We start from the raw sequence: 17,820 nt of genomic DNA, 5'->3' as shown, positions 1-17,820 counted from the left end.
CCCCACACCCCCCCACCCCCCCCCCGGGGGCCTCCCCCCCCCCCCCCCGCGACACTCCAGGGATTTGGCGAGGATGAGGCTCAGAAGCCCGGAGGCTCCGTGTACGTCCCCCACTCGTCCCGCAGCGCGTCGCAGATCTCGCCGAGTGTGGCCTCGGCGCGCACCGCGTCGAGCATCGGCTCGATCATGTTGGAGCCGTCGCGGGCGGCGGTCAGCATGGCCTCCAGAGCCGCCTTCACACGGGCGTCGTCGCGCTTCGCCTTGCGGTCGGCGAGGATACGGACCTGCTCCCGCTCGACCTCGTGGCTGACCCGGAGGATCTCCAGGTCGCCGGTGACCGAGCCGTGGTGGACGTTCACGCCGACCACGCGCTTCTCGCCCTTCTCCAGCGCCTGCTGGTAGCGGAAGGCGGACTCGGCGATCTCGCCGGTGAACCAGCCGTCCTCGATACCGCGCAGGATGCCGGAGGTGATGGGCCCGATGGGGTGCTTGCCATCGGGGTGGGCCCGCAGTCCGCGCTCCTTGATCTGGTCGAAGATCTTCTCGGCGTCGGCCTCGATGCGGTCGGTGAGCTGCTCCACGTACCAGGAACCGCCCAGCGGGTCGGCCACGTTGGCGACGCCGGTCTCCTCCATCAGCACCTGCTGGGTGCGCAGGGCGATCTCGGCGGCCTGCTCGGACGGCAGGGCGAGGGTCTCGTCCAGGGCGTTGGTGTGCAGCGAGTTGGTGCCGCCGAGCACGGCCGCGAGCGCCTCGACGGCCGTACGCACCACGTTGTTGTACGGCTGCTGGGCGGTCAGCGAGACACCGGCGGTCTGGGTGTGGAAGCGCAGCCACTGGGCCTTGTCGGTCTTGGCGCCGTAGACCTCCTTCATCCACCGGGCCCAGATACGGCGGGCGGCGCGGAACTTGGCGATCTCCTCGAAGAAGTCGACATGCGCGTCGAAGAAGAAGGAGAGCCCGGGGGCGAAGACATCGACGTCCAGGCCCCGGCTGAGGCCGAGCTCGACGTATCCGAAACCGTCCGCGAGGGTGTACGCCAGCTCCTGCGCGGCCGTCGCGCCCGCCTCGCGGATGTGGTAGCCGGAGACGGAGAGCGGCTTGTAAGCGGGGATGCCGCGGGCGCAGTACTCCATCAGGTCGCCGATCAGGCGCAGATGGGGCTCGGGCTCGAAGAGCCACTCCTTCTGGGCGATGTACTCCTTGAAGATGTCGGTCTGGAGCGTGCCGTTGAGTACGCCGGGGTCGACACCCTGCCGCTCGGCGGCGACGAGGTACATGCAGAAGGCCGGGACGGCCGGGCCGCTGATGGTCATCGAGGTGGTGACGTCGCCGAGCGGGATGTCCTTGAAGAGGACCTCCATGTCGGCGGCGGAGTCGATGGCGACGCCGCAGTGGCCGACCTCGCCGAGCGAGCGGGAGTCGTCGGAGTCGCGGCCCATGAGGGTCGGCATGTCGAAGGCCACGCTGAGCCCGCCACCGCCGGCGGCCAGGATCATCTTGTACCGCTCGTTGGTCTGCTCGGCGTTGCCGAAGCCGGCGAACTGGCGGATGGTCCAGGTGCGGCCGCGGTAGCCGGTCGGGTACAGACCGCGGGTGAACGGGTACTCGCCCGGCCAGCCGATCCGGTCGAAGCCCTCGTAGGTGTCACCGGGCCTGGGCCCGTAGGCGGGCTCGACCGGATCACCGGAGAGCGTGGTGAAGTCGGCGTTCCGCTTCTTGGCGGATTCGTACCGGGCCTGCCAGCGACGGCGGCCCTCATCGATGGCGTCAGCGTCCATACCTTCGAATTTACTAGGACGTCCTAGTAAATGTCGATGGCAGACCGCCGTACGTGCGTACGGCGGCGGTGGAACCCTGCCGGTCGCCCGCTCGGCTACGCCTTGACGGGAGTGGGCGACGCGCCCGTGATCAGCGGCTCGACCTCACGGGCGACGTTGCGCTCCACGAAGAAGGCGGCACCCGGGATCGTGCCGGACAGCAGCACCCACAGCAGCTTGCCGAACGGCCACCTGGCCTTGGAGCCCAGGTCGAAGGCGAAGATCAGATAGATGATGTAGAGGATGCCGTGGACCTGGGAGACCGCGAAGGTGACGTCCTCGCCCATGTCGAAGCCGTACTTGAACACCATGCAGGTGCACAGCACCAGCAGCATGACGGCGGTGACATAGGCCATCACCCGGTAGCGGGTCAGCACGCTCTTTTTCATGGCGCCGAGGGTATCCGTCCGCTTTGGGCGATCTTCCGGCGGGTCGGGAGACCCGCGTCACGTCCCCTCGGGGCTCACGTCTCGTCGAAGTCGTGTGCGGCGACCCTCAGCGGGCGCAGCAGCGCGAAGATCTCGGCGCACTCCTCGGCGTCGTACGTACCGAGCCCGAAGTCCATCGACATCAGCTCCCGGGTGGCCGCCTCGACCACCTCGCGGCCCTTGGCGGTGATGGAGGCGAGGGTGCCCCGGCCGTCGTTGGGGTTGGGCCGCTTGTCGACCAGGCCGGACTTGACCAGGCGGTCGACGGTGTTGGTCACGGAGGTCGGGTGCACCATAAGCCGCTCGCCGATCTTGGACATCGGCAGCTCACCGGACTTGGAGAAGGTGAGCAGCACCAGCGCCTCGTAGCGGGCGAAGGTCAGCCCGTACGGCTTGACCACCGAGTCGACCTCGGCCAGCAGGATCTGATGCGCGCGCATGATCGAGGTGATCGCGGCCATCGAGGGCACGGGGCCCCAGCGCTGCTGCCAGAGTTCGTCTGCTCGGGCGATGGGGTCGAAGGGGAGGCTGAGCGGCTTGGGCACGGCACCGACCTTACCCACCTGGTCATATGCTGGTCAGCCCCGTCTCGGACTTCGGTACCCGATGTTCCGCAAACGGAGGGCGAGCACCAGTACGCAGCCGGCACCCACCGCTCCGAAGCCGGCGACCGCCCGGTGTACGGGCACGAACTCCGCCACCACACCCGCCGCGGCCATACCGAGGCCTTGCAGCGTCATCATCCCGGCCGTCAACAGGGTCATCGCCCGGCCGCGCAGCTCTTCGGGCACGGCGGCCACGTACCACTGGTCGAGGCCGAGGCTGTACGCGGAGCCCAGCCCGGCCAGCAGCAGTACGAGCACGGCGAGCAACAGCCCCGGGCGCACCGCGTACACCAGCAGCGGCAGTAGTGAGCACACGGCGAGCGGCAGCACGGAACGGGAGCGGGCCTGGGCGCTCAGGGCGGACCCCGCGAGCAGCTCGCCGGCGATATGCCCCACCGGCAGTGCGCACATCAGCAGTCCGAGCGCGGCACTTCCGGCGCCGATCCGGTCGACGTACGGGGCGGCCAGCGCCTCCGGGGCGACGGCGAACATCGGCGGCACCCAGAACATCAGGGTGAGCAGCCGCAGGCGGCGGTCCCGGAACACCAGGCGGGCGCCTTCGAGGGACTCGCGGAGCAGCGTCGTGCCGCCGGTCCCGCCCGTCCGCGCGGGCCTGCGGCTCGTCCCGAACCGCAGCAGGGCAGCCGAGCCGAGGAACGTCACGGCGGTGATCGCGATGGCGCCGCGTGCGGGCAGCAGGGTCAGCAGTACTCCCCCGAGCCCGAATCCGACGAGCTGAGCGCTCTGCGACACGATCCGCAGCAGCGAACGCCCGAGCACGAAGCGCTCGCCTTGCCCGAGTATGTCGGCCAGGGTCGCCGTGCGCGTCCCGCTGAACACGGGGGCCACGGCGGCGACGGCACAGCGCAGCGCGAGCAGTCCCGCGATGGGGGTCGCGGGCAGCACCATCAGTGCGACGCATCCCGCGCAAACCAGGTCGCAGAGCACCAGCACCCGCCGGGCGGGGTAGCGGTCGGCGACACCGGCGAGCAGTGTGCCGCCGATGAGATAGGGGAGGAGGCCGAGGGCGAAGGTGAGGGCACTCAGCAGCGGGGACCCGGTGAGCTCGTAGACGAGCACGGTAAGGGCGATCTCGCTGACCACGACCCCGAGGAGGGAGAGAGCGTGCGCGGCGAACACCGCCCGGAACTCGGCGACGGCGAAGACGCCGCGGTAGCCGGTGGCCGGGCCCGTCGGGGTAGTGGCGGACGCGAGCTGATCAGTCATGATCGCAGCCTGTCGCCGGACCGCCGACGGTCCTAGACTTTCGCCTGGAAACGAATCTTGACGGACACGGCAGGGGTCGGGATGCCCTTCACACTCCATTTCGGCGAGGCCGATCCCCTGCGCTGCCGGTTCGCGCTGTCACCGCTCTGGGAGACCCAGGAGGCGGTACGCACCCTCGCCCGCCCCGAACGCCACGGCTACCACCTGCCGTGGCTGCGCCGGCTGCGCGGAGCGCGGACCGCCGGGGACCTCGACTTCACACCGCTCCAGATACTGATGCCGCACCGGGGACACAACCCGGACTGCCTCTACCCGCCGCCCATCGGCCCCGCGGCCACCTTCGACGAGGAGATCGCCCGGGTCAGGGCCACCGACCCGGAGTCGGCACGGGACGATCTGGCGCAGGCCCTCGCGGACGCGGGTACGTCGGACCGCCCCGAGGCACGGGCGATGCTCGCGGACCCGGCGCGCGCGATAGGGGAACTGGCCGACCTGATCGAGCATGCCTGGCGCACCCTGATCGCCCCGGACTGGCCCCGGCTGCGCGCCCTGCTGGAGGCGGACATCGCGTACCACTCCCGTCGGCTGGCGGATGTGGGTCTGGAAGGGATGCTGCGGGAGCTCCACCCGCGACTGGAGTGGGACGGAACGTCCACCCTGACCCTCGACAAGACCGGCGACCACCGCCGCGACCTGGGCGGCGCGGGCCTGGTGCTGATGCCCAGTGTCTTCTCCTGGCCGGACGTGATCAGCGGCTTCGACCCACCCTGGCAGCCGACCCTCGTCTATCCCGCCCGCGGCATCGCCGGCCTCTGGGCGCCCCCGTCCACCCGCACCCCCGAGACCCTGGCCCGCCTACTCGGCAGGGTGCGTGCCGAGGTCCTCCGCGCCCTGGACGACCCGACCGGCACCACAGCCCTGGCCCACCGCCTGGGCCTCGCGCCGTCGAGTGTCTCGGCACATCTGTCGGTGCTCCGTGACGCGGGCCTACTGCGCTCACGCCGTTACGGCCATCAGGTGCTGTACGAGCGCACGCCGCTGGGCATCGCGCTGGCGGCGGAGCAGCCGGGTCCGTAGGGATGCGAGAAGCCCGGGGCCCACTCCGCCGTGGCGCGTTCGGGTGTCCGCGAGCGGACCGGTCAGGCACCTGTCCCAGGAGGTCGGACTCGAGCCCGCCCCCACAGCTCCTCGCCGTGCTCCGCGAAGCGGTCGAACATGCCTCCGCCGCCATGCCGGCGCAGATGCAGCAGCGGGGAGTCGTGTCCCACGAGACGTGCGAGATGGGGAGTGACCAGTGCGTCGTCGTCGAACCGGAACACGGACAGGCTCACATGGTTGGTGGCGTCCAGCGGAGCGGAGAAGCGGGTTTCCACGTTGTCCAGCGGTCCGAGGCGGTCAAGGTGCTCCAGGGTGATCCTGATACGGGTGGACACGGACAGGGCCACGTCCTCGATCGTCTCCCGCTGGCGCGTCACCTCCCCGTCCGGATCTCCCAGCAGGAACCGCACGCGGCACCCCGTCTCGGCCTTGCGCCGGATCGTGTCGGCGAAGTGGGGCACCTGCGACCAGAAGAAGTAGTTCGTATACCCGGCGAGGAACAGTTCGGCGTCCGCTGACTCGACCAGTTCCGCCCAGACCGTTGAGGGGCAAGCGGACCGGTAGGGATAGCTGCGGACCAGCTCGCGGTCGGTCCCGGTCTTCACTCGCTCCTGTACAGCCTTGGGCCACAACATCTCTTCGTCCACTCCCAACGCCCGGCAGGCGTCCGCTCGGTTTCTCGCGTGTGGTGTGAGATCACGATTGCCGAGCCATCGTTCCACCTGCTTCGCGGACACCCCCACCCGGCGGGCGAGCTGACGGGCGGACAGACCGGCGTCATCCATGGCCAAACGAAGTGCATCATTCACGTCAACCCCCGCACTCCGGCCTTTTGGGCTTTCTTCGACCCTAGTGCCACGACATCCCAACTGTCCGCAATACGGGGCAAGATACGTCCCCGAGGATGGGCCACGATCGCGCCATGACCGAACCCACGCGCTACAGCGCTCCCCCGGTTGAACTTCCGTTGCGGCAGGAGCCCGACCCCGAACCCGTCGCAGGGTGCGCCGGATGTTCCGAGCTCGCCGCTGTCCGTGACCGCGCCCGCGCCGGGGGCGATATGACGACCGTGACCGACTGCAACGTCTACTTGCGGCGACACCCTGAGGGCCACCTGTGAGCACCCATAGCAGTACGGGCGGACGGACGGACGCCGGACCACCCCTGCTGACACTGCGTGTGTCCCGGGACAGCGGGCGCACCTGGGAGCCCGAGACGGCCATCCGGAAGACGGACGGCCTTTCGCCGTTGATGTCCCGTGTGTGGCCGCCGTGCGAGTGCCCGCGCTGCGGGGCGCGCGCTTAGCCTCTCCGGCAGCAGGGCCAACGTCCCCGCGGACGCCAAGAAGCTCCCGGCGCGGGCCGGGAGCTTCTTCACGTGTGCGGCACGTACGGCGCATCAGGGCGACAGGTGCCGCTCCACCGTCTCGACCTTCGCCGTCAGACCGTCGGTGACACCCGGGCGGATATCCGCCTTCAGGACGAGCGACACCCGCGGCGCCCGCTCCTCGACCGCGGCGACGGCGCGCTTGACGACGTCCATCACCTGGTCCCACTCGCCCTCGATCGAGGTGAACATCGCGTCGGTGCGGTTGGGCAGTCCGGACTCGCGGACGACACGGACGGCGTCGGCCACGTACTCGCCGACGTCCTCGCCGACGCCCAGCGGGGTGACGGAGAAGGCGACGATCATGCCTGGACCACGCCTTCGCGGCGGGCGCGGGTGGCGATCACGGCGGCCTCGGCCTCGCGCTTCAGCTTGCGTTCGGCGACGAAGCCGCCGAAGGGGAGCACGGACAGGACGAAGTACAGCGCGGCTGTGCCGAAGCTCCACTTGGTGCGGTTCCAGGCGTCAAGCCAGAAGAGCACATAGAGGACGAACAGCAGGCCGTGGACCGCGCCCATGACCGGGACCGCGTTGAACTCCGTCGTGCGCTTGAGCACCGAGCAGACGAGCAGCAGCAGGAACGACACGGCCTCCGGGGTGGAGACGAGACGGAGGCGGTGGAGGGAGGAGGCGGTCTTGATGTCCACGTGAGGCACCTTCGATGAGGGGGGCGAGCGTCGACGCGCCTTGTGAATGGGCGCACAAGCTCGCCCATTGTGACATCGGTCTTTTCCCGATCTTTACCCGGGTGGTCTCAGGGGCAGGTCAGGGTCAGGTTCATTCCGAGGGGCCTGTCCGGGAACGTCCCCCGCCGAGTACCTTCACTCCGTGGCAATGTTCCGACTTCAAGGCAGCAAGGTGCTGGCCGTCGACATGACCGGGGACGCCGTCAAGGCCAAGAACGGCTCGATGGTCGCGTACGACGGCCAGATGGCCTTCAAGAAACTGTCCGGTGGCGGTGAGGGCATCCGAGGCATGGTGACCCGCCGGCTCACCGGCGAGCAGATGACCATGATGGAGGTGAAGGGGCAGGGCACCTGCTATTTCGCCGATCGTGCGTCCGAGATCAATCTCGTCTCGTTGCACGGCGACAAGTTGTACGTCGAGTCCAGCAACCTGCTCTGCACGGACGGTGGGCTGCGCACCGGCACCAGCTTCACCGGGCTTCGCGGCGGCGCGACGGGGAACGGGCTGTTCACGACCACCATCGAGGGCACGGGCCAGGCGGCGATCATGTCGGACGGGCCGGCCGTGGTGCTGAGGGTGAGCCCGCAGTACCCGCTGTCCGTCGACCCAGGCGCGTATATCGCCCACCAGGGCAACGTGCAGCAGAGCTTCCAGTCCGGGGTCACCTTCCGCACCCTGCTGGGCGAGGGCGGCGGCGAGGCGTTCCAGATCCGGTTCGAGGGCGACGGGCTTGTGTACGTGCAGCCGAGTGAGCGGAACACCATCGGGGGTGATGTGTGATGCCGTTCCGTGAGGTCAACTCCAAGATGGTCGAGGCCACGCTCCTGCCCGGCCAGAAGATGTACAGCCAGCGCGGCGCGATGCTCGCGTACAAGGGCCAGGTGTCGTTCACCCCGAACATGTCGGGCGGCCAGGGCGGGCTGATGTCGATGATCGGGCGGCGGGTGGCCAACGAGACGACCCCGCTGATGACGGTCGAGGGATCAGGGACCGTGATGTTCGGCCACGGCGGGCACCACGTGCAGGTCATCAACCTGACCGGGGAGACCCTGTACGTGGAGGCCGACCGGCTGCTCGCCTTCGACGGGTCGCTGGAGCAGGGCACGATGTTCATGGGCTCGCAGGGCGGGGTCATGGGCATGGTGCGCGGCCAGGTCACCGGCCAGGGGCTGTTCACCACGACCCTGCGGGGGCATGGCGCGGTCGCGGTGATGGCGCACGGCGGAGTACTGGAGCTGCCGATCACCCCGAGCCGTCCCGTCCATGTGGACCCGCAGGCGTATGTCGCCCACCACGGCGATGTGCGCAACAAGCTCTCCACCGCGCTGGGCTGGCGCGACATGGTGGGGCGCGGCTCGGGTGAGGCGTTCCAGCTGGAGCTGAGCGGCAATGGCGCGGTCTACGTCCAGGCGTCGGAGGAGAAGCTGTGAGCGCCCCTGTCATCTTTGACCCGATGACCCTGCCGAGCGATGACAATGTCAACGCGTACACCTTCTGCGTGGAGCTCAAGGGCTCCCAGTGGTTCCTGCAGAAGGGCAAGATGATCGCCTACTACGGGCAGATCGAGTTCAACGGGATCGGCCACGGCAGGCTGGACCGGCTGATGCGGACCAGCTTCCACTCCCCGCTGCACGCGAGTGACTGGGTGGTGGCCGAGGGCAGCGGCAAGATGCTGCTCGCTGACCGGGCGTTCGACGTGAACTCCTTCGACCTGGAAGACGGCAATCTGACAATCCGGGCGGGGAATCTGCTGGCCTATCAGCCCTCACTCGCGCTCAAGCAGTCCATCGTGCCTGGCTTCCTCACCCTGATCGGCACCGGCAAGTTCGTGGCCGCGTCGAACGGCCCCGTGGTGTTCATGGAGCCGCCGATCCGGGTGGACCCGCAGGCGCTGGTGGGCTGGGCGGACTGCCCGTCCCCCTGCCACCACTACGACCACGGCTATATGAGCGGGGTCATGGGCGGACTGCGGCAGCTTTCCGGGATCGGCGGGGCGTCCGGCGAGGAGCACCAGTTCGAGTTCGTCGGCGCGGGCACGGTGCTGCTCCAGTCGACCGAGACGCTGATGCCGGAACAGGCCACCGGTACGGCGCCTTACGCCGACGGCGTGCCGGGCGGCGGCCACGGAGGGCATGGGGCGCCGCATGGTCAGCAGGGCTCGTCATCGCGCCTTCCCGGCCAGCTTGGGGACCTACAGAGGCGCTTCGGGCTGTGAACGGTAGTCTGCGGAGTGTGTTGTCGAACGTCTGCACCCGTGCCGGGGGAAGCCGGGTGTCCGAGTCCCCACTCCCAGACTTCGTACGGATTTCAACTTCTTAGGGTTAGTATCCATATATGGAGACCGAAACTGCCACCCGCTGGCTGACCGACGCGGAGCAGTGCGCTTGGCGCACCTACCTGGATGTCAACAGGCTGTTGACATACCAGCTGGAGAAGGATCTGCAGCCCTTCGGCCTGACGATCAACGACTACGAGATCCTCGTCAATCTCTCGGAGTCCGACGACCTGCGGATGCGGATGAGCGATCTGGCCGCCGCCACGCTCCAGTCCAAGAGCCGACTCTCCCACCAGATCACCCGGATGGAGAACGCGGGCCTGGTCCGCAGGGAGAACTGCGAGTCCGACCGGCGCGGGCTGTTCGCCGTGCTCACCGACCACGGGATGGAGACCATGCGCAACGTCGCCCCCCACCACGTCGAGTCCGTACGACAGCACTTCATCGACCTGCTGTCCCCCGAGGCCCTGGCCGACCTCCGGGCGTCGCTGACACCGGTCGCCGAGCACCTGCGCGGGCGCCGCGGAAAGGTCTGACAGCCTGACGTCAGCCTGTCCGGCACACGGGCCCGGCGCCCCGCCCCGTCTCGGCCTGCCCGCTTCCCCGGGCACTGCCTTCCGCGCCGCAATGCCGGTGAGAGCGCGCAGACCGGCCCACCTCATGGGCACCCGGAGCCTGGTCGGGGGGTCCGTGAGGCGTTCGACCACGTCACCGGCTATCTCGCCGCGCACCGCCCCGACCTGGCAGGACGCGTCAGCGGCCGCTGCGCACCAGGTCACCACCGCCGCCTCCGGTGAGCGGGCGGCAGCCGGTCGCTACTCCCCCGTGAGCCCGGCGACCAGCTCGTCCGCCGCCGCGTACGGGTCCGTCTCCCCCGCCACGATGCGCGACGCCAGGGCGTCCAGGCGGCGGTCGCCGTGCAGGTCGCCGATGCGTTCGCGAAGACGGGTGACGGCGATGGTCTCCACCTCGTGGGCGGCGCGGCGGGTGCGGCGCTCGGTGAGGACGCCGTGCTCCTCCATCCAGGCGCGGTGCTTCTCCAGGGCCTCGACGACCTCCTCGACGCCCTGCCCCCGTGCCGCGACCGTCTTCACGATCGGAGGCCGCCAGTCGCCCGGTCCACGGGACTCACCGAGACCGAGCATGTGGTTGAGCTCGCGGGCGGTGGCGTCGGCGCCGTCGCGGTCCGCCTTGTTGACCACGTACACATCGCCGATCTCCAGGATGCCCGCCTTGGCGGCCTGGATCCCGTCGCCCATACCGGGCGCGAGCAGCACCACCGAGGTGTCGGCCTGGGAGGCGATCTCCACCTCCGACTGGCCGACACCCACCGTCTCGACCAGGACCACATCGCAGCCCGCGGCGTCCAGCACCCGGATGGCCTGCGGTGCGGCCCAGGCGAGGCCGCCGAGATGGCCGCGGGTGGCCATCGAACGGATGTAGACGCCCGGGTCCGAGGCGTGATCCGACATCCGGACCCGGTCACCCAGCAGCGCTCCCCCGCTGAACGGCGAGGACGGGTCGACGGCCAGCACGCCGACCCGCTTCCCCGCCTTCCGGTACGCCGTCACCAGCGCGGAGGTGGACGTCGACTTGCCGACACCCGGCGAACCGGTCAGCCCCACCACATACGCGCCGCCGGTCAGCGGAGCGAGCTCCGCCATGACCTCGCGAAGCTGGGGGGCCGCTCCCTCGACAAGGGAGATCAGCCGGGCCACGGCCCGCGGCCGGCCTTCCCTCGCCTGGGCGACCAGCTCGGGGACGTCCACCATCACGCTGCTCCGTTCGACGGATGAGACTCGATCAATCGATGGTTACCCTGACCGGCTCGACGGTCACTTGGCGGGGACGCGCACGATCAGCGCGTCGCCCTGACCGCCGCCACCGCACAGCGCCGCGGCGCCGACACCGCCACCGCGCCGCTTCAGCTCCAGCGCCAGGTGAAGCACGATCCGGGCGCCGGACATGCCGATCGGGTGGCCAAGGGCGATCGCGCCACCGTTGACGTTCACCTTTTCCGGGGACACCCCGAGGTCCTTCATCGACTGCACGGAGACCGCGGCGAACGCCTCGTTGATCTCGATGAGGTCGAGGTCGGAGACCTCGAGGCCGTCCTTCTTGAGGGCGTGCTTGATCGCGTTGGACGGCTGCGACTGGAGCGAGTTGTCCGGGCCCGCCACGTTGCCGTGGGCGCCGATCTCGGCGATCCACTCCAGGCCGAGCTCCTGCGCCTTGGCCTTGCTCATCACCACGACCGCGGCGGCGCCATCGGAGATCTGCGAGGAGGTACCGGCCGTGATCGTGCCGTCCTTGGCGAAGGCCGGACGCAGCTTGCCGAGGGACTCCGCGGTGGTCTCGGCGCGGATGCCCTCGTCCTTGCTGAAGAGCACCGGCTCGCCCTTGCGCTGCGGGATCTCCACCGGGGTGATCTCGGCCTCGAAGAGACCGTTCTTCTGCGCGGCGGCGGCCCGCTGGTGGGACAGCGCGGCGATCTCGTCCTGCTCGGGGCGGGCGATGCCGAGGCGGGTGTTGTGCTTCTCCGTGGACTCGCCCATGGCGATGCCCTCGAAGGCGTCGGTGAGACCGTCGTACGCCATCGCGTCGAGCATCTCGACCGCGCCGTACTTGAAGCCGTCGCGGGACTTCGGCAGCAGGTGCGGGGCGTTGGTCATGGACTCCTGGCCACCTGCGACGATCACGTCGAACTCACCGGCGCGGATCAGCTGATCGGCCAGCGCGATCGCGTCGAGTCCGGAGAGGCACACCTTGTTGATGGTGAGCGCCGGGACGTTCATCGGGATACCGGCCTTGACGGCCGCCTGGCGGGCCGGGATCTGGCCCGCGCCGGCCTGGAGGACCTGGCCCATGATCACGTACTGGACCTGGTCGCCGCCGATCCCGGCCCGGTCCAGCGCCGCCTTGATCGCGAAACCGCCCAGATCGGCGCCGGAGAAGGACTTGAGAGAGCCGAGCAGCCGCCCCATGGGGGTGCGGGCGCCGGCGACGATCACGGACGTGGTGCTGTTCGTTCCGGACATGAGATGGGGATCCCCTTCCAGCGCGGCGGCTGAGGAGTGAACGAGGGTTTACTCGAACTGTACTGAGGGGTTCGCGTCCCGGTCATCGGCAAGCCGGTGTGATGGCGCGCACGTTGCGTAACCATCACACGGGCGCTCCACTGGAGCCATGCTGACGCGAATCGACCACATCGGGATCGCCTGTTTCGACCTCGACAAGACCGTTGAGTTCTACAAGGCCACCTACGGTTTCGAGGTCTTCCACACCGAGGTCAACGAGGAGCAGGGCGTCCGCGAGGCCATGCTCAAGATCAACGAGACCTCGGACGGCGGAGCCTCGTACCTCCAGCTGCTTGAGCCCACCCGAGAGGACTCCGCGGTCGGGAAGTGGCTGGCCAAGAACGGCGAGGGTGTGCACCACATCGCCTTCGGCACCGCGGACGTGGACGGCGCCGCCGACGACATCCGGAGCAAGGGCGTGCGCGTGCTGTACGACGAGCCGCGCATCGGCTCCATGGGGTCCCGGATCACCTTCCTGCACCCCAAGGACTGCCACGGAGTGCTGACCGAGCTCGTCACCTCGGCCGACCCGTCATCCGCGGAGCACTGACCTCCGGATTCCCGGCCCGGTAGAGTGGGCGGCTCCGGGCCGGGGCCGGAGCGGAGCCGCGCCACAGCGCTGTCCGCGGGCGATGTTCGATCTGCCACCATGTCCCCGGGGGGCCGTTCACCGTGGAACGGTGCTCGTCTGTACAGAGTTGCGACCAGGGGACGGATGGGACGGCGCAGTGCGGGGCTACGAACGCCAGGAGAGCCACCGAGCTGACGACGACCATCTCTCGCGGTTCGAAGCCGAGATGGACCGGCTGCGGACGGAGCGGGAGAAGGCCGTCCAGCACGCCGAGGACCTCGGGTACCAGGTCGAGGTGCTGCGTGCGAAGCTGCACGAGGCGCGCCGTACGCTCGCGACGCGTCCCGCGTACGAGAGCGCGGACATGGGCTACCAGGCCGAGCAGCTGCTCCGCAACGCCCAGATCCAGGCCGACCAGCTCCGCTCGGACGCCGAGCGGGAGCTGAGGGAGGCCCGGGCGCAGACCCAGCGCATCCTCCAGGAGCACGCGGAGCACCAGGCGCGGCTCCAGGCCGAGCTCCACGCCGAGGCCAACCAGCGCCGTCAGCGTCTCGACCAGGAGCTGGCCGAGCGCCGCCAGACCGTCGAAGCGCATGTCAACGAGAACGTGGCGTGGGCTGAGCAGCTGCGTGCCCGCAGCGAGGCCCAGGCCCGTCGGCTGCTCGACGAGTCCCGAGCCGAGGCCGAGCAGAAGCTGGCCGCCGCGCGCGCCGAGGCCACCCGGGTGGCCGAGGAGACCCGGCAGCGGATGTCGTCCCAGGCTGAGTCGGCTCGCAGCGAGGCCGAGGCGATCCTGCTGCGGGCCCGCAAGGACGCCGAGCGGCTGCTGAACGCCGCCTCCACCCAGGCCCAGGAGGCCACCAGTCACGCCGAGCGGCTGCGTTCGTCCAGCACGGCCGAGTCCGACCAGCTCCGCCAGCAGGCCACTGAGCTCAGCCGGGCCGCGGAGCAGCGCACGCAGGAGGCCGACGAGAAGCTGCGCGAGGCGCGCGCCGAGGCCGAGAAGCTGGTCGCCGAGGCCAAGGAGTCGGCGGCCAAGGCGCTGGCGGGCGCCGAGTCGGCGAGCGAGCAGCGGACCCGTACGGCCAAGTCGGAGGTCGCCCGGCTGGTGGCCGAGGCCACCAAGGAGGCCGAGAACCTCAAGGGCGAAGCCGAGCAGGCGCTCGCGGATGCCCGCGCGGAGGCCGAGAAGGTCCTCGCGGAGGCGGGCGACAAGGCCCGTACCGTCGCAGCCGAGGACTCCGCGGCGCAGCTCGCGAAGGCCGCCCGTACCGCGGAGGAGGTCCTGAACAAGGCCTCCGAGGAGGCCAAGGCGACCACGCGGAAGGCCGCCGAGGAAGCCGAGCGGATCCGCCGGGAGGCCGAGTCGGAGGCCGACCGGCTGCGCGCCGAGGCCCATGACACGGTCGAGGAGCTCAAGGGCGCCGCAAAGGACGACACCAAGGAGTACCGCGCCAAGACGGTCGAGCTCCAGGAGGAGGCGCGGCGGCTGCGCGGTGAGGCGGAGCAGCTGCGGTCGGAGTCGGTCGCCGAGGGCGAGCAGATCCGCAGCGAGGCGCGCCGTGACGCCGTCCAGCAGATCGAGGAGGCGGCCAGGTCGGCGGAGGAGCTGCTGACCAAGGCGAAGGCGGACGCCGACGAGGTGCGCTCCGGGGCGACGGCGGACAGCGAGCGGGTCCGTACCGAGGCCATCGAGCGCGCCACGACCCTGCGCCGGCAGGCCGAGGAGACGCTGGAGCGCACCCGCGCGGAGGCGGACCGGCTGCGTACGGAGGCCGAAGAGCAGGCCGACGAGATGAAGGCCGCCGCCGAGCGGGCCGCCGCCGAGGTACGCGAGGAGGCGGCGCGCGCCGCCGTGGCCCGCCGCCGGGAGGCGGACGAGGAGCTGACCCGGCTGCACTCCGAGGCGCAGACCCGCGCCGAGTCCGCCGAGCAGGCGCTGTCCGAGGCCCGGGTGGAAGCGGAGCAGCTGCGCCGGGAGACCGCGGAGGAGACCGAGCGGCTGCGTGCCGAGGCCGCCGAGCGGATCCGGGCGCTCCAGGAGCAGACCGAGCAGGAAGCCGAACGGCTGCGCACAGAGGCAGCGTCCGACGCGTCCGCCTCGCGCGCCGAGGGCGAGGCGGTGGCGGTGCGGCTGCGCACCGAGGCCGCCACCGAGGCCGAGCGGCTGTCGGCGGAGGCGCAGGAGACCGCCGACCGGCTGCGCACCGAGGCGGCTGCCGCCGCCGAGCGGGTCGGCCAGGAGGCCACGGAGGCACTGACCGCCGCACAGGAGGAGGCGTCCCGGCGCCGTCGGGAGGCCGAGGAGATCCTCACCGGGGCCCGTTCGGAGGCCGACCAGGAGCGGGAGCTGGCTCGCGAGCAGAGCGAGGAGTTGCTCGCCGCCGCCCGTAAGCGGGTCGAGGAGGCACAGGCCGAGGCGCAGCGGCTGGTCGAGGACGCGGACCGGCGGGCCACCGAGATGGTGACGGCCGCCGAGCAGACCGCCCAGCAGGTGCGGGACTCCGTGTCCGGTCTCCAGGAGCAGGCCGAGCAGGAGATCGCCGGACTGCGCAGTGTCGCCGAGCACGCGGCCGAGCGCACGAGGACCGAGGCGCAGGAGGAGGCCGACCGGGTCCGCGCGGACGCGTACGCGGAGCGGGAGCGGGCCGCCGAGGACGCGGGCCGGGTACGGGCCCGCGCCGACGAGGAGGCGGAGGCCGCGAGGGCACTCGCCGAGCGGACCATGGCCGACGCGATCTCGGAGAGCGACCGGCTGCGCGCGGACACCTCGGCGTACGTCCAGCGGATGCGTACGGAGGCGTCGGACGCGGTGGCGTCGGCCGAGCAGGACGCCTCGCGGACCCGTGCCGACGCCCGTGAGGACGCCAACCGCATCCGTTCCGAGGCGGCGGCCCAGGCGGACCGGCTGATCGGCGAGGCGACGAGCGAGGCCGACCGGCTCACCACCGAGGCCGCCGAGCTGCTGTCGGTCACCGAAGAGGACGCGGCACGGCTGCGCGCCGAGGCGGAGCAGGCCAAGGCCGAGGGCGAAGCCCAGGCCGAGGAGCTGCGCGCCGCGGCCCGCGCGGAAGGCGAGCAGGTGCTGGACGAGGCCCGCAAGGCCGCGGACAAGCGCCGCGCCGACGCGGCCGAGCAGGCGGACCAGCTGTTCGCCGAGGCGACCGCGGAAGCGGACCGGATCAGGGCCGAGGCGGCGGAGACCGTGGGCTCCGCCCAGCAGGCCGCCGACCGTCTTCGGGCCGAGGCGAAGCAGCTGCGCGCGGAGGCCGAGAGCGCGGCCGAGCAACTGCGTACGAAGGCCGAGGAGGAGGCGGACCGCGTCCTGGACGAAGCGCGCCGGGACGCGGCGAAGCGGCGCTCGGACGCCGCCGAGCAGGCCGACCAGCTCATCGGCAAGGCCCAGGAGGAGGCGCTGCGCGCCGCAACCGATGCCGAGGAGCAGGCCGACACCATGGTGGGCGCTGCCCGCAAGGAGGCCGACAGGCTGGTGGCCGCTGCCCGGGTCGAGGGCAACGGACTGGTGGAGAAGGCCCGTACGGACGCCGACGAGCTCCTCGTGGGCGCCCGCCGGGACTCGACCGCCATCAGGGAGCGCGCGGAGGAGCTGCGCGCCCGGGTCGAGGGCGAGATCGAGGAGCTGCACGAGCGGGCCCGCAGGGAGGCCGCCGAACAGCTGAAGTCCGCGGGCGAGCGGGCCGACCAGCTGGTCAAGGCGGCGACCGAGCAGCAGGAGGAGGCCGCGGCGAAGGCCAAGGAGCTGGTCTCGGAGGCCAATTCGGAGGCCGGCAAGGTGCGCATCGCCGCGGTGAAGAAGGCCGAGGCACTGCTCAAGGAGGCCGAGCAGAAGAAGGCCGAGCTCGTCCGGGAGGCCGAGGCCGTCAAGGCGGAGGCGGACCGGGAGGCGGACCGCCTGGTCGCGGACGGCAAGCGGGAGCTCGAAGTGCTGGTGCGCCGGCGGGAGGACATCCAGGCGGAGATCTCCCGGGTGCAGGACGTGCTGGAGGCACTGGAGTCGTTCGAGGCGCCGGCTGGTGCGAAGGGCGGGGGGAAGCCCTCCCCCGGCGCCGCCGGCGCGGTCAAGGCGGGTGCGTCGGCCGGGGGCACGCGGTCGGGCGGCAAGCCGTCCGATTCCTGAGCCCCACAGCCGGCACACGGCGCCGTACACCCGAAGTGCGCGCCCGCGATGCCTGCCCGGTGCATGGGGCGGCGTCCTCGGGCCGGACCAGCTTGGGTCGTGTCCGGACTTGGGTCGTGACTGACGAGGTTCGGAGCGGTTCCCCGCTCAGCCGCGTCTGCGGGTCAACGGGGAAGACGTGGTGGGGCAGGCAGCGGGCCCAGGGTGCGTGGACCTCGTGACGGAAGCGCCCGTGGGGCTCCCCAGTCCGCGGCAGATGAGCCACACTGTGGGCGAATGACGGCGGCGTCCAGTGGTCGGACCTGCGGGTACCCCACTTCGAGGGCCGACCGCTGGAGTTCGGCTTCGACGTGAGCGAGTACGACGCAGAGGTGGCTCGCGCCGAGGCGGATCTCCGATGACGGTTTTCGGCCATGCGCGACGGGATGGCCGGGGAAACAGCGCCGCCGGCGCCCCCCCCCCCCCCCCGCCCCCCCCCCCCCCCCCCCCCCCCCGCCCGCCCGCCCCC

The 17,820-nt window shown here is 70.8% G+C and carries 17 protein-coding genes; 8 read left to right on the top strand and 9 right to left on the bottom strand.

Annotation, left to right across the window (positions count from 1 at the left end; genetic code table 11):
* Positions 1 to 80: 80 nt before the first annotated feature.
* The 4 genes from ACFWI9_RS26725 to ACFWI9_RS26710 form a co-directional block, all read right to left on the bottom strand.
* Positions 81 to 1,781 (bottom strand): methylmalonyl-CoA mutase, encoded by a 1,701-nt coding sequence (locus ACFWI9_RS26725; protein ID WP_387165715.1) that lies wholly within the window; start codon positions 1,779 to 1,781, stop codon positions 81 to 83.
* A 95-nt stretch (positions 1,782 to 1,876) separates the two neighbouring features.
* Positions 1,877 to 2,209 (bottom strand): DUF3817 domain-containing protein, encoded by a 333-nt coding sequence (locus ACFWI9_RS26720; RefSeq protein WP_387165713.1) that lies wholly within the window; start codon positions 2,207 to 2,209, stop codon positions 1,877 to 1,879.
* A gap of 74 nt (positions 2,210 to 2,283) precedes the next feature.
* Positions 2,284 to 2,793, bottom strand: a complete 510-nt coding sequence (locus ACFWI9_RS26715; RefSeq protein ID WP_387165711.1) for a MarR family winged helix-turn-helix transcriptional regulator — start codon at positions 2,791 to 2,793, stop codon at positions 2,284 to 2,286.
* 33 nt (positions 2,794 to 2,826) lie between these two features.
* Positions 2,827 to 4,080 carry an MFS transporter gene (locus tag ACFWI9_RS26710; protein WP_387165709.1) on the bottom strand — a complete coding sequence of 418 codons (1,254 nt, stop codon included), beginning with the start codon at positions 4,078 to 4,080 and terminating at the stop codon, positions 2,827 to 2,829.
* Between the two features lie 81 nt (positions 4,081 to 4,161).
* Here ACFWI9_RS26710 and ACFWI9_RS26705 point away from each other — a divergent pair, with 81 nt between their 5' ends.
* A complete protein-coding gene (locus tag ACFWI9_RS26705) occupies positions 4,162 to 5,157 on the top strand; it encodes a DUF5937 family protein (RefSeq protein ID WP_387165707.1) in 996 nt (331 codons plus the stop codon).
* Between the two features lie 62 nt (positions 5,158 to 5,219).
* Here the strand turns inward: ACFWI9_RS26705 and ACFWI9_RS26700 are convergent, their stop codons facing one another.
* Positions 5,220 to 5,963, bottom strand: coding sequence for a helix-turn-helix domain-containing protein (locus ACFWI9_RS26700; protein ID WP_387165705.1), 744 nt, complete (start codon positions 5,961 to 5,963; stop codon positions 5,220 to 5,222).
* Positions 5,964 to 6,100: 137 nt separating this feature from the next.
* On the opposite strand from ACFWI9_RS26700, the gene ACFWI9_RS26695 reads away from it, so the two are divergent.
* A complete protein-coding gene (locus ACFWI9_RS26695; RefSeq protein ID WP_387165703.1) occupies positions 6,101 to 6,298 on the top strand; it encodes a hypothetical protein in 198 nt (65 codons plus the stop codon).
* Between the two features lie 278 nt (positions 6,299 to 6,576).
* Here ACFWI9_RS26695 and ACFWI9_RS26690 read toward each other — a convergent pair whose 3' ends face one another.
* Both ACFWI9_RS26690 and ACFWI9_RS26685 read right to left on the bottom strand, forming a co-directional pair.
* Positions 6,577 to 6,870, bottom strand: coding sequence for an MTH1187 family thiamine-binding protein (locus tag ACFWI9_RS26690; protein ID WP_387165701.1), 294 nt, complete (start codon positions 6,868 to 6,870; stop codon positions 6,577 to 6,579).
* Complete coding sequence (locus ACFWI9_RS26685; RefSeq protein WP_387165699.1) at positions 6,867 to 7,211, bottom strand: DUF3817 domain-containing protein; 345 nt, start codon at positions 7,209 to 7,211, stop codon at positions 6,867 to 6,869. Before ACFWI9_RS26685 ends, ACFWI9_RS26690 begins: the two co-directional genes overlap by 4 nt.
* Before the next feature lie 187 nt (positions 7,212 to 7,398).
* Here ACFWI9_RS26685 and ACFWI9_RS26680 point away from each other — a divergent pair, with 187 nt between their 5' ends.
* The 4 genes from ACFWI9_RS26680 (at position 7,399) to ACFWI9_RS26665 (ending at position 10,062) form a co-directional block, all read left to right on the top strand.
* Complete coding sequence (locus ACFWI9_RS26680; protein ID WP_387165719.1) at positions 7,399 to 8,031, top strand: AIM24 family protein; 633 nt, start codon at positions 7,399 to 7,401, stop codon at positions 8,029 to 8,031.
* Complete coding sequence (locus ACFWI9_RS26675; RefSeq protein ID WP_387165697.1) at positions 8,031 to 8,681, top strand: AIM24 family protein; 651 nt, start codon at positions 8,031 to 8,033, stop codon at positions 8,679 to 8,681. The genes ACFWI9_RS26680 and ACFWI9_RS26675 overlap by 1 nt, the downstream gene beginning before the upstream one ends.
* Positions 8,678 to 9,466: an AIM24 family protein gene (locus tag ACFWI9_RS26670; protein WP_387165695.1), complete on the top strand. Its 789-nt coding sequence runs from the start codon at positions 8,678 to 8,680 to the stop codon at positions 9,464 to 9,466. Before ACFWI9_RS26675 ends, ACFWI9_RS26670 begins: the two co-directional genes overlap by 4 nt.
* Positions 9,467 to 9,585: 119 nt before the next feature.
* On the top strand, positions 9,586 to 10,062 hold the full coding sequence (locus ACFWI9_RS26665; RefSeq protein ID WP_387165694.1) for a MarR family winged helix-turn-helix transcriptional regulator: 477 nt from the start codon (positions 9,586 to 9,588) through the stop codon (positions 10,060 to 10,062).
* Between the two features lie 279 nt (positions 10,063 to 10,341).
* Here the strand turns inward: ACFWI9_RS26665 and meaB are convergent, their stop codons facing one another.
* Together meaB and ACFWI9_RS26655 are read right to left on the bottom strand one after the other, a co-directional pair.
* Positions 10,342 to 11,298: a methylmalonyl Co-A mutase-associated GTPase MeaB gene (gene meaB / locus ACFWI9_RS26660; protein ID WP_387165692.1), complete on the bottom strand. Its 957-nt coding sequence runs from the start codon at positions 11,296 to 11,298 to the stop codon at positions 10,342 to 10,344.
* Positions 11,299 to 11,361: 63 nt separating this feature from the next.
* Entirely contained in the window at positions 11,362 to 12,564 is a 1,203-nt protein-coding gene (locus tag ACFWI9_RS26655; protein WP_387165690.1) for an acetyl-CoA C-acetyltransferase, read from the bottom strand.
* Between the two features lie 148 nt (positions 12,565 to 12,712).
* Here ACFWI9_RS26655 and mce point away from each other — a divergent pair, with 148 nt between their 5' ends.
* A complete protein-coding gene (gene mce, locus ACFWI9_RS26650) occupies positions 12,713 to 13,153 on the top strand; it encodes a methylmalonyl-CoA epimerase (protein ID WP_387165688.1) in 441 nt (146 codons plus the stop codon).
* A gap of 178 nt (positions 13,154 to 13,331) precedes the next feature.
* The gene (gene scy, locus ACFWI9_RS26645) at positions 13,332 to 17,312 is read left to right on the top strand and encodes a polarized growth protein Scy (RefSeq protein ID WP_387165717.1); all 3,981 of its coding nucleotides are present in this window, start codon (positions 13,332 to 13,334) and stop codon (positions 17,310 to 17,312) included.
* The last annotated feature ends 508 nt before the right edge of the window (positions 17,313 to 17,820 follow it).

This window comes from Streptomyces sp. NPDC127084 (assembly GCF_042724175.1).
Lineage (GTDB): Bacteria > Actinomycetota > Actinomycetes > Streptomycetales > Streptomycetaceae > Streptomyces.
Note: the sequence above shows the minus strand (reverse complement) of the source record. Positions and strands in the feature narration are given on the sequence as shown.